Annotated in this window: 7 protein-coding genes; 6 read left to right on the top strand and 1 reads right to left on the bottom strand. The window is 63.8% G+C overall.

Going from position 1 to position 12,145, the window contains the following annotated elements:
* Window positions 1–62 precede the first annotated feature (62 nt).
* The 6 genes from kdpC (at window position 63) to QMK33_RS17710 (ending at window position 9,533) form a co-directional block, all read left to right on the top strand.
* Window positions 63–620, top strand: a complete 558-nt coding sequence (kdpC, locus tag QMK33_RS17735) for a K(+)-transporting ATPase subunit C (protein ID WP_283565955.1) — start codon at window positions 63–65, stop codon at window positions 618–620.
* Between the two features lie 157 nt (window positions 621–777).
* Entirely contained in the window at window positions 778–1,884 is a 1,107-nt protein-coding gene (locus QMK33_RS17730; protein WP_283565954.1) for a porin, read from the top strand.
* Between the two features lie 16 nt (window positions 1,885–1,900).
* Complete coding sequence (locus QMK33_RS17725; RefSeq protein ID WP_283565953.1) at window positions 1,901–3,877, top strand: KUP/HAK/KT family potassium transporter; 1,977 nt, start codon at window positions 1,901–1,903, stop codon at window positions 3,875–3,877.
* Window positions 3,878–3,922: 45 nt separating this feature from the next.
* A complete protein-coding gene (locus QMK33_RS17720) occupies window positions 3,923–5,092 on the top strand; it encodes a sensor protein KdpD (RefSeq protein ID WP_283565952.1) in 1,170 nt (389 codons plus the stop codon).
* 145 nt (window positions 5,093–5,237) lie between these two features.
* Window positions 5,238–7,004 carry a sensor histidine kinase gene (locus tag QMK33_RS17715; protein WP_283565951.1) on the top strand — a complete coding sequence of 589 codons (1,767 nt, stop codon included), beginning with the start codon at window positions 5,238–5,240 and terminating at the stop codon, window positions 7,002–7,004.
* A 90-nt stretch (window positions 7,005–7,094) separates the two neighbouring features.
* Complete coding sequence (locus QMK33_RS17710; RefSeq protein ID WP_283565950.1) at window positions 7,095–9,533, top strand: bifunctional YncE family protein/alkaline phosphatase family protein; 2,439 nt, start codon at window positions 7,095–7,097, stop codon at window positions 9,531–9,533.
* Window positions 9,534–9,786: 253 nt separating this feature from the next.
* On the opposite strand, the gene QMK33_RS17705 is transcribed toward QMK33_RS17710, so the two are convergent.
* On the bottom strand, window positions 9,787–12,105 hold the full coding sequence (locus QMK33_RS17705) for a hypothetical protein (RefSeq protein ID WP_283565949.1): 2,319 nt from the start codon (window positions 12,103–12,105) through the stop codon (window positions 9,787–9,789).
* Window positions 12,106–12,145 lie beyond the last annotated feature (40 nt).

Below are 12,145 nucleotides of genomic sequence, written 5' to 3'. Positions count from 1 at the left end.
GCCGGTAGCGCCTTGTTAAACAACGACAAACGGAGTACCATTCCGTTTTACATTTTGAAACCATGAAATCCCAATTCTTAACCGCCCTGCGCCTCACGCTCACCATGCTGGTGCTGTGCTGCGGCATTTACCCCGCCATTGTGTGGGCCGCCGCCCAGCTGGCCCCCGGCCACGGCGAGGGCGTGCAAGTCACGCAAAACGGCCGCCTCGTGGGCTTCGCCAACGTGGGCCAGCGCTTCGACAAGCCCGAGTATTTCAACTCGCGGCCCTCGGCGGCCAGCTACCACGCCGACGGCTCCAGCGGCTCCAACAAGGGGCCCAGCAACCCCGATTACCTGAAGGAAGTGCAGGCCCGCCTCGATACGTTTTTGCTGAAAAACCCCGGCGTGCAGCGTGCCGACGTGCCAGCCGAGTTGGTTACGGCCAGCGGCTCGGGCCTCGACCCCGACCTCTCGCCCCAGGGCGCGCTGGTGCAGGTGCCCCGCGTGGCCAAGGCCCGCGGCCTGGCCCCCGAGAAGGTGCAGGCCCTGGTGCAGCAGCAAGTGGTACCCAGCTTGCTCGGCCCCAACAAGGTGAACGTGCTGGCCCTGAACGTGGCCCTGGATGCGCTGGCGAAGTAGTGCCTGGCTGATAAAATAAGTGCTGGGGTAGGGGGCGCATCTTTGTGGCGCACCTCTTACCCCACCCGCCGCCAGCCAAAATCTAAAGACCTGGCAAGTAGCAATTTATAATATAATAAGAAGAAAAGCGTGCGGCCACCCAGGCCGCTTTCTACCGATGAAAAAACTACTACTGGCTGGCTCGCTGGCCGCTTTGTGCGGCGTAGCACAGGCCCAAACGACTACCCCCGCCGACACTGCCAAGGCTGCGCCCGCCGCCGCCAATCCGCTCACCTACTACGGCTTTGTGGATGCCTACTACGGCTTCGATTTCAACCACAACAACACCAACGTGCGGCCGGGCTTCCTGTACGCGCACAACCGCCAGAACGAGTTCACGGTGAACAACGCCATCCTGGGCGCGCGCTACGACGATGGCAAGGTGCGCGGGGCGCTCGGCATTCATGCCGGCACCTACGTGAGCGCCAACTACGCCGCTGAAGACCAGGTACTTAAGCATATTTTTGAGGCTTACGCGGGCTTCCGGCCCTTCCAGAAGGCCTGGCTCGACCTGGGTATTTTCGCTTCGCACATTGGTTTTGAGTCGGCCATTTCGAAGGACAACTGGACGCTGACCCGCTCGCTGATGGCCGAAAACTCGCCTTACTACGAGTCGGGTGCCCGCTTTACCTACGAAGTGGACCCCAAGCTGACGCTCACCGCGCTGGTGCTCAATGGCTGGCAGAACATTCGCGAAAACAACCAGGGCAAGGGCCTCGGCACCCAGATTCAGTGGAAGCCTACGGCTAAAATCCTGATTAACAGCAGCACTTTCTACGGCAACGAGCAGCCGCAGGACTCGCTCATCCGCCGCCGCTACTTCCACGATTTCTACATTACCTACGCCGCCACCGAGCGCCTGAGCCTGGCCGCCGTGTTTGATGTGGGCAAGCAGCAGAGCGCCCAGCGCAGCGGCTACGACACCTGGCACACGGGCTCGGCCTTTGTAAAATACAAGCTCAGCGACCTGTTTTCGACCACCCTGCGCGGCGAGTATTACAACGCCGACCGGGGCGTCCTCATCAGCAGCATTATGCCCGCGCCCACTGATGCCCGCTTCCTGGCCGGCGGCACCTCCCTCAACCTCGACTACCTGCCCACGGCCAACGTAGCTTTCCGCGTAGAAGGGCGCTACCTGCGCGCCCAGGACGCTATTTTTCAGCACGACAACGGCAACTCGCGCAACTACGGCAACCTGACTACGAGCGTGGCGCTGTCGTTCTAACCCCCTCGCTTTTGCCATGACTGTGCCCAGCGCTACCCCCGATTTGGCCCTGGCCGCCCCCGTTTCGTCGGCCCACAGCCGCATTACGGCGGCGGGGCTGCTGGTGGCGCTGGGCATTGTGTACGGCGATATCGGCACCTCGCCGCTCTACACCGTGCGCGGCGTGTTTGTGACGCAGCCCGTGACCGAGCCGGTGGTGCTGGGTACCATCTCGTGCATTATCTGGACGCTCACGCTGCTCACCACCGTGAAGTATGTGGTTATCGCGCTGCGCGCTGATAACCACGGCGAGGGCGGCATACTAGCGCTGTATGCCCGGCTGCGGCGGCTGCCGTTGCGCCGGCTCTACCTGCCGGCCCTGGTGGGGGCGGCGGCGCTGCTGGCCGATGGCCTCATTACGCCGCCCATCTCGGTGGCCTCGGCCGTGGAGGGGCTGCGCATCCTTAAGCCCGACCTCGATACGGTGCCCATTGTGGTGGCGATTCTGGTCGGGCTCTTTGCGTTTCAACAGTTTGGCACCCAGATTATTGGCAAGCTGTTTGGGCCGGTCATGCTGCTGTTTTTCTCGATGCTGGCCGTGCTCGGGGTGGTGCACTTGGTGCAGGAGCCGAGCATCTTGCGCGCCTTCAGCCCACACTACGCCATTAGGATGGTGACGCAGGTGCCGGGCGCGTTCTGGCTGCTTGGCTCCATCTTTTTGTGCAGCACCGGGGCCGAGGCACTGTATGCCGACATGGGCCACGTGGGCCGGCAGAACATCTACGGCTCGTGGACCTTCGTGAAAACCTGCCTCATCCTCAACTACTTGGGGCAGGGGGCTTGGCTGCTGCGCCACCTGGGGCCGCCGCTGGGCGAGCAAAACCTGTTCTTTTTGCTCATGCCCAAGTGGGCGCTGCTGCCGGCCATCGGGCTGAGCACGCTGGCCACCATCATTGCCTCGCAGGCGCTCATTTCGGGCTCGTTTACGCTCGTTATTGAGGCGCTGCGGCTGCGCTTCTGGCCCAAAGTAAAAGTGCAGTACCCCACCGAACTGCGCGGGCAGGCCTACGTGCCCAGCGTGAACTGGCTGCTGTGCGCCGGCTGCGTGGGCGTGGTGCTGTACTTCCGCGAGTCGGGCCGCATGGAGGCGGCGTTTGGGCTGGCCGTGACCGTAACCATGCTCATGACCACGCTGCTGCTGGGCTACTACCTGCGCCTGCGCCGCGTAGCGGGCTACTGGATTGCGCTGCTGGTGGGTACCTACGTGCTCATTGAGGGCTCGTTTTTGGTGGCCAACCTGGCCAAATTCTCCCACGGCGGCTGGCTGAGCGTGCTGCTGGCGGGCCTGCTGCTGCTGGTAATGCTGAGCTGGGTGGCCGGCCAGCGCATTCGCAACGAGCTCACCGAGTTTGTGCCGCTGGCCGAGTGGCTGCCGCTGCTGCAACAGCTGAGCCAGGACGAGTCGGTGCCCAAATATGCTACCCACCTGGTGTATCTCACCAAGGCCGAAAACGCCAAGGAAATCGAGAATGCCATCATTCACAGCATTTTCCGCAAGCGCCCCAAGCGGGCCGACGTGTACTACCTGGTGCACGTGAACACCACCGACGAGCCCTACACGCGCCGCTACCACGTGACGCACGTGCTGCCCAACGAGCTGGTGCGCATTGACTTCTACCTGGGCTTTCGTATCGACCACGCCCTCAACTACATGTACCGCCAGGTGGTGGCCGACCTCGTGAAGAACCACGAAGTGGACATTACCTCGCGCTACGCCTCGCTGCGCGGGCAGGAGGTAGTGGGTGATTTTCAATTCGTTATCCTCAATAAAACCCTTCCGTACCAATACCTGCTGCGGGGCTGGCAGCGCCTGGCCCTGCGCCTGCACGCCGGCCTGAAGTGGCTTGGCTCTTCCGAAACCGAGAGCTTCGGCCTCGATAACAGCACTTACGAGGTCGAAAACGTGCCCCTACAAATGCCCCCGCGCCCCGAGCTGCTGCTCACCCGCGACTAGCGCCGCCCCGCCCCCAAAACCTCGTCCCAAACACATTCTTCTTCCATGCCTTCCGCCGAAAACGACCTGCGTGACCAATCGGCCGAGCGCTTCCTGCGTTTGGTGCGTGAGAAGCGGCGCGGCACGCTCAAGATATACCTGGGCCTGGCCGCAGGCGTGGGCAAAACGTATCGTATGTTGCAGGAGGCTAACGACTTGCACGCGAACGGCGTGGATGTGCTGGTGGGCTACGTCGAAACCCACGGCCGCGCCGGCACCGTGGCTCAGCTCAGCGAAGTGCCGCTGCTGGCCCGCAAGCAGGTGTTTTACAAAGGCCACGCGGTGGAGGAAATGGACCTCGATGCCATTGAGAAGCGCCGCCCCCAGGTGGTGATTGTGGATGAGCTGGCCCACTCCAACGTGCCAGGCTCACGCAACCAGAAGCGCTGGCAGGATGTGGAGGAGCTGGTGAAAAGCGGCATTTCGGTGATAACCGCCGTGAATGTGCAACACTTGGAAAGCCTGCACGACCAGGTGCTCAAAATAACGGGCACCGACGTAACCGAGCGCATTCCGGACCAGTTGCTGCGCGAGGCCGACGAGGTGGTGAACGTGGACCTGACCGTGGGCGAGCTGCGCGGCCGCCTAGAGCAAGGCAAAATCTACGATGCGGCTAAGGTGCCCACCGCGCTGGCCAACTTTTTTCAGCCCGAAAACCTGCTGCAATTGCGCCGGCTGGCCGTGCGCGAGGTGGCCCAGCTGCTGGGCCGCCAGGTCGAAAACGAAACTGGCGGCGCCTCGGCCGTGCCCGCCCAGCGCCGCAACGACGACCGCCTGCTGGCCTGTATTAACTCCAACGCCCAGGCTGCCAAGGAGATAATTCGTAAGGCCTCGCGTCTGGCCGACCGCTTTGGGGCCGCCGCCTGGTACGTGCTCTACGTGCAGACGGGCCGCGAAAGTGCCGACCGCATCGGGCTGGCCACGCAACGGCATCTGCTTAATAACCTGCAACTTGCCGTGGAGCTAGGCGCCCAGATACTGCGCGTGAAGGATGACAACGTGGTGGCCGCCATCCAGCGCATAGCGCAGGAAAAAAGCGCCACGCTGCTCGTCTGCGGCATCACCCGCGAGAAGGGCCTCTGGCAGCAGCTCAGCCGCAGCGGCGTCACCCACGACCTGCTCACGGCCGTGGCCCGCGACAGCGGCGATTTAGATGTGTATTTGGTAACGTATTGATTAACAGCATAAAATTCGTCTGTCATTGCGAGCGCAACATTCTGCGCATCAAGCAGAGATGGAGCGCGGCAATCTCTGCTTGATGCGCAGAATGTTGCGCTCGCAATGACAGACGATTTGATAAGTGCCTTCCTCCCCCTCTATTATGACCCTCAAGACCAAAATAACGCTCGGCTTCGTGGCCATGCTGGCGCTGCTGCTTAGCATCGGTGGCTACGCTTTTTACACGGTGCGGCAGCTCGATTTGAAATCGCGCGATATTCTGAAGGCCAACCTCTACTCGGTGGCGCTGGGGCAGCAGATGCTGCGCGGCCTCGATGCCCTCGGCCAGGAGCCGGGCAGCCCCGCCGGGCTGCGCCGGTTTCGGGAAAGCCTGACCCGCGAGGCCGGCAACATCACGGAGGTAGGGGAGCGCGAGCTGGTAGATTCGCTAACGCAGCAACTAGCTGTGTATGAGCGAACAATAAGCCAGAATGCCCGCGTACTGCCCGCCGCGTGGCGGCCCCTGCGCACCCAAACCCTACGCATAATGGACCTGAACACGGAGGCCCTCACCCGCAAAAACTCGCTGGCCAACCACTACGCCGAGCAGGCCAACCGCAACCTCATCCTATTCATCACGCTGGCGGTGCTGCTGGGGCTGGGCTTTGTGGCCAGCGTGCCCGAGGCGGCCGTGCAGCCCCTGCGCAAGCTGAGCGCGGCCTTGGCCCACGCCACGGCCCGCGACTTTGCGGCCACCATTCCGCAGGAAAGTAACGACGAGTTTGGGCAGGTGGCGGCAGCTTTTAACAAGATGCTGAGCGAGTTGCGCGAGTTTCGCAGCTCCACCGCCGCCGAGCTGCTCACGGCCCGCAACCGCGCCTCCAGCATCATCAATACCCTCGACGAGGGCTTGCTGGTGCTTGATGAGAGCCGCCGCATCTTGCTGGCCAACCCCGTGATGTGCGAGTTGCTGGGCCTGCCCGCCGATAAGCTGGTGGGCCGCCCCGCCAGCATCGTGCGCCTCGAAAACGACCTGTTCCAAACCCTACTGAAGCCCCTCGATGCGCCCAACCGCGAACAGGCCGTGGCCGAAGCGCCGGTGCTCACCATCACGCAGCGTGGCGAGGAGGCCTTTTACCGGCTGGCCGTGCAAGACCTGGTTTCCTTCAACGAGGCCAGCGACAAAACCGAGTTCGTGGGCCAGCTGCTGACGCTGCGCAACGTGTCGGACTTCAAGAAGCTTGACCAGGTGAAGTCCAATTTCCTGGCTACGGTGTCGCACGAGTTCAAAACACCGCTTTCCAGTATTAACCTCAGCCTGAAGGTGTTGCAAAAAGACAACCTGCCTGAGGAGGAGCGCCAGCACATCACCGATGGCATCCGGCACGAAACCCAGCGCCTCCAGCGCCTGGTGAGCGAGCTGCTCGACGTGTCGCGCCTCGACTCGGGCGAGGGTATTCAGCTCAACTTTGCGCCCACACAATTAGCTGATGTAGTGACCTTTGCAGAAGCCACCGTGCAGGCCCAGCTGGCTCACAAGCAGCTCACCCTCCAAACCGACCTGCCCGCCGACCTGCCCCCCGCCCGCGCCGACGTGGAGAAAACCACCTGGGTGCTTATCAACCTGCTGGCCAATGCCATCCGCTACTCGCCGGCTGGCGAGCGCATTACCGTGCGGGCCACCCGCGCCGGCAAGTTTGTGCAGGTAACCGTGCAGGATGCCGGCCCCGGCATCGCGGCCGAGTACCACGACAAAATATTCCAGCGCTTCGCGCAACTGCCCGATAAGGCGGGCTACACCGGCGGCTCGGGCCTGGGCCTCAGCATTGCCCGCGAGTTTATTACCACGCAGGGCGGCCGGCTGTGGGTCGAAAGCGAGCTGGGCAGCGGTAGTTCCTTCCACTTCACGCTGCCCGTAGCAGGGGTGTAGCGTCTGCGCTACCTCGCAACGTAACCTTGGCGTAACCAGAAAGCCGCGCGTTGCGCAGACCTTTGCGCGTTGCTGATTTTACCCGATGCTATGAAGCGCTTACTGGCCGTTGCGGCCCTCACCCTAGCTGCCGGCGCGGCCCACGCCCAGCGGCCCACCACCGACCCGGCCGCCGCCAAAATCCTGCTGCCCAACGGCTGGAGCCTCACGCCGGCCGGCACCGCGCTGCCCCTCGGCGACCTGCCCCTCAATATGCAGCTCGCGCCGGGTGGTAAGCTGCTGGCCGTTACCAATAATGGCCAGGGCAAGCAGAAGATTCAGCTCATCGACCCCGTTACCGAAAAGCTGCTCGACGAGCAGCCCATCGGCAAGGCGTGGTACGGGCTGGGTTTCAATGCGAAGGGCGATAAGCTCTACGCCTCGGGCGGCAACGACAATATCATTCTAGCCTACCCCGTGGTGGCGCGCAAGCTGGGCGCGCCCGACACGCTACGCCTCGGCCCCGGCTGGCCCAAGGCCAAAATCAGCCCCACCGGCCTGGCTGTGGCCGCGACCGGAGAGCGCCTCTACACCGTCACGAAGGAGGACAGCGCTCTCTACGTGCTGGATACCCACACCAAGCATACCCTCAGCAAGGTGAAGCTGGGGGCCGAAGCTTACGGCTGCCTGCTCTCGGCTGACCAAAAAACGCTCTACATCACGCTCTGGGGCGGCGATAAGTTGCTGGCCTACGACCGCGCCACGGGTCGCATCCGGGCCGGGCTGGCCACCGGCAGCCACCCCAACGAGCTGATACAGAGCCGCGACGGCCGCTACCTGTTCGTGGCTAATGCCAACGACAACTCCGTGTCGGTGGTTGACGCCAAGGGCTGGAAGGTGCTCGAAACCATCTCCACCAGCCTGTATCCCACGCGCCTCACCGGCTCTACCACCAACGGCCTAGCCCTAGCTCCCAACGGCAAAACCCTCTACATCGCCAACGCCGACAATAATTGCCTGGCTGTATTCGACGTGGCCACGCCCGGCCACAGCGTGGCGCGGGGCTTCATTCCTACCGGTTGGTACCCCACCTGCGTACGCACGCTGGGTGCTAAAATATTGGTAGCCAATGGGAAAGGCTTTTCGAGCCTGGCCAACCCCAATGGCCCGCAGCCAATGAAGAAAACCGACAACAGCGGCTACCAAACCGGCAGCACCGAGCAGCGCGAGGTGCAGTATATCGGCGGCTTGTTCAAGGGCACGCTCTCTTTCATCCCGGCCCCCGATGCGGCGCGGCTCAAGGCATATTCGGCGCAGGTATACGCCAATTCGCCCTTTACCAAAGCCAGCGAAACGCTGGCGGCCGGCGCGGCCGGCAACCCGGTGCCGCGCCGGGCCGGCGAAAAGTCGCCCATCAAGCACGTCTTCTACATCATCAAGGAAAATCGGACCTACGACCAGGTATTGGGTGATGTGCGGGAAGGGGAGGGCGACTCTTCGCTTTGTATTTTTCCGCGGAAGGTCACGCCCAACCACCACGCGCTGGCCCGCGAGTTTGTGCTGCTCGACAACTTTTACGTGAACGCCGAGGTGAGCGCCGACGGCCACAACTGGAGCACCGCCGCCTACGCCACCGACTACGTGGAGAAGTCGTGGCCCATCAGCTACGGCGGGCGCGGCGGCACCTACGACTTCGAGGGCACCCGCAAAATTGCCTACCCGCGCGACGGCTTTATCTGGGATTATTGCCAGCGCGCCGGCCTCAGTTACCGCACCTACGGCGAGTTTGCCGAGAACGGCAAAACGCCCCTCAAGTCACTGCGCGGGCACGTGTGCCCCAAAGCGCCGGGCTTCGACATGGACGTAACCGACGTGGCACGCACCCGCATCTGGGCCCAGGACTTCGACTCGCTGCTGGCCCGCGGGGCGGTGCCGCAGTTCAGCACCATCCGGCTCAGCAACGACCACACCAGCGGCCAGCGCCTGGGCAAGGTGAGCCCCACCGCGGCTGTGGCCGACAACGACCTGGCCCTGGGCCAGCTCGTGGAGCACATCGCCGCCAGCAGCATCTGGGGCGAGTCGGCCATTTTTGTACTGGAGGATGATGCCCAGAACGGCCCCGACCATATCGACGCGCACCGCTCGCCGGCCTTCGTCATCAGCCCCTACGTGCGCCGCGGCGCCGTAGACCACACCCTCTACACCACCGCCGGCGTGATGCGCACCATCGAGCTGCTGCTTGGCCTGCCGCCCATGAGCCAGTACGACGCGGCCGCCCGGCCGCTGTTCGGCGTGTTTCAAGCCACCCCCAACCTGGCCCCGTACCAGGCCAAAGCCGCCAACGTACCCCTCACCACCCGCAACACCGCCTGGAACCGCAGCGCCGAGCGCTCGGCCAAGTTCGACTTCGCCCACGAAGACGAAGTACCTGATTTAGACCTCAATGAGGTGGTCTGGAAATCGGTGCGCGGCGAAGAATCTACCATGCCCGCGCCCCGGCGCGGCGCTTTCCTGCAGCTCACCCCCAAGCGCAAGGACGACGACGATTAGCCCGCCTCGCCGGGAGTGATTGTGGGTCGTAAGTAGTAGTTTAACTACCTGACTATCAAAAAAATATTCAAAAAGGAACTGTCATGCTGAGGAAGGAAGCATCCTATCACGTTTGGACGACTTGTGCCGACGTTATAGGATGCTTCCTTCCTCAGCATGACAGGCCCTATTCGGATAGCTTCTTAGTAGGTGGATTAGCACTGGCAGCCCACCCAGCGGTGCTAATCCACCCAATCATTACCCGAAGTAGCTGCTAAGGCGCAATCGCCCGGCCCACGCGCTTGCCCAGCTTCTTCACGCGGCGAATAGCCTTCTTCACCCACCGGATGGGCTTGTGCAGCAGCCCTTTGCCTGCGGGCTCACTGGGTTGCGCGCTGGCTGGTATCGGCGCGTAGGGCCCCGGCGGCAGGGCCGTGCCACCGTCCGAGTGGCCCAGGCTGGTGGCTATTTTTTTGGGCACGCCCACGTTGTGCAAAAAGCCGCTGATAAGACCCTGCCGCCAAGCCGTGAACGCGGAAAACTCCGGTTCGCGGCGCGAGTCGATTTCGCCCACCACTAGGCGGCCACCGGGGCGCGGGTTCTGGTCGCGCACCACTACGTTCACCACCCCGCTCTTGAGGCGGCCAAACAGGGTTTTCTTGACTTCGCCCTCGTCGTAGCCTAAGAAGTTGATACGCAGGTCGGTATAATAAGCCCGCACCTCGCCCCTGATATGCTGGCGGTCAAGCCGCTCGTCAAAATCAATGTGCTGCACCTGCCCGCTCTTAAAGCTAATGAGCTTGGTGGGCCGCAGGGCGGGGTTGAGCACGCTGAACGGGGCCGGCCCAAAGCTGCCCCACAAGTGCTGGCGGCCGCGCGGGTCGAGCAGCGAGGTGGTGAGCTGAATTTCGGCCCGGCAGGTATTCTGCAAATACCCAGTGACCGTGCCGGTGAGCGGGTGCGCCAGGCTCATGCGGGCCGGGTCGTTGCTGACGTTGCGCAGCGTGGCATTCAGGCGATTGATGCTGAACGTGCCCAGCAGCGGCGTGCGGGCCCCGCGAAACTGCGCCAGGATAGTGCCGTTGCGCAGCTCCAGCTGGCCCACGTCGAAGTGCGCCCGCACGCGGCGCACCGCCTCGGGCGTGAGGAAGGAGGGCCGGCGGTTGATGGGCCCGCGCCCGTCGCTGTTGGTCAGCAAATGAGGCTGCTCGGCCATGACGCGCGCAATGCGCAGGTGGCTATTGGCCGAAAGCTGCTGAAAATCAAAGCCCTGCGCCCGCAGCTCGGCAATGCGAACAGTGAGTTGGGTGGTCTGGTAGCCGCTGTGCCGGTTGAGCTGCGCCGGGGTGAGGGTGGGCCGCATAGCCAGCGCGGTGAGGCGCAGCGCCTGGGTATCAGTATCGAGAAACGCCCGCTCGACGCTAACCGGATATACCGGGGCCAAAAACGTGGCTGTAATGCGCCCCGCGTGCCCGGCCCAGGCGCGGGCATACAGCACCCGCCGGGCCGCCGGCTGCTCAGCCACCGAATCGATGCGGAGGCTGCGGCCCGTTAGAAACAGGTGCCGCACGGCGGGCGCTTCGCGCACGCCCGCCACGGCCAGGTAGCCATCGTCGATGACCACCTGCCGCACATCGGCCCGTCGAAACAGCGGTTTTAATAATTGCCACAGCGGCGGCGGGGCCTTGGTGGGCGGTTTAAACGTGAGGTGTGGCCCAGTGAGCCGCACCGAATCGGCGCGCAGGCGGTGCTGGTGCTGCCAGGTAGCCGCTTGCAGGCCCTGCATCCGCGCCCGCGGCATGGTGAACGCCACCTGCAACGCCCCTGGCTTGCCCTGCCCCGGCGCAGGCGGCGTAATGTGCAGCGAATCAATGCCTAGCGATTGCTTATCGCTGGCAAAATAAAGCGCTTGCGTGGCAATAGTGTGCCCGCCCAGCTTCACCCGGGCCTCGTGCAGCGTGGCCTGCCAGTCGGTGGCCAGGGCCAGCCGCTCGGTATCGGTCACACCGGCCGGGCTTATGAGCAGGTCGCGGGCGCGGACGGTGGCCGCCGCCAGCTGGGCTACCGGCGCGCCGGCCGGCCCAAAGCGGCCGCCCACCCGGCGCAGGGCCAGGTAGCCCAGCCGCAGCGGGTGCTGCTGATAAAAAGGTGCGCCGGGCCGGGCCGGGGCCGGCCGCCGGGCCAGCGCCGCCACCTCCAGCCGCAGCGAGTCGAGGGTGAGGCTGTCGATGGGGGCGGTGGTGCCGCGCCACAGTGCCAGCAGGCCCACGCCGTGCAGGTCGAGGCGGGCCAGGCGGGCTTCGAGGCGGGGCAGAGTATCGGCGAGGGTAGGGGTGGCGGGGCGCAGTACTACGCCCCGCAGGTGCAGGCTGCGCGCCAGTAGCTCCGTGCGCAAGTCATTCACTGCCAGGGTATATTGGCCGTGGGTCTGTTTGGTTACCTGCTGCGTAAGCTGGCGGCGCAGCCAGGGGTCGAGGCCCCATTTCAGCCAGCTGAGGGCGGCCAGGATTACCAGGGCTAGTCCGGCCAGGAGCCAGCGGACCCAGTGGCAACCAGTAGCAGCGGAAGGAGCAGGAGGGGAGGGCACGGCCATAAGCTGAGCGCTGCTAACGGTGAATAGCCGGTTTAGGGTT

The organism is Hymenobacter sp. H14-R3, from assembly GCF_030063445.1.
In the GTDB taxonomy this organism is placed as follows: domain Bacteria; phylum Bacteroidota; class Bacteroidia; order Cytophagales; family Hymenobacteraceae; genus Hymenobacter.
The sequence above is the reverse complement of the archived record's forward strand: the minus strand, read 5'-3'. Positions and strand labels throughout refer to the sequence as shown.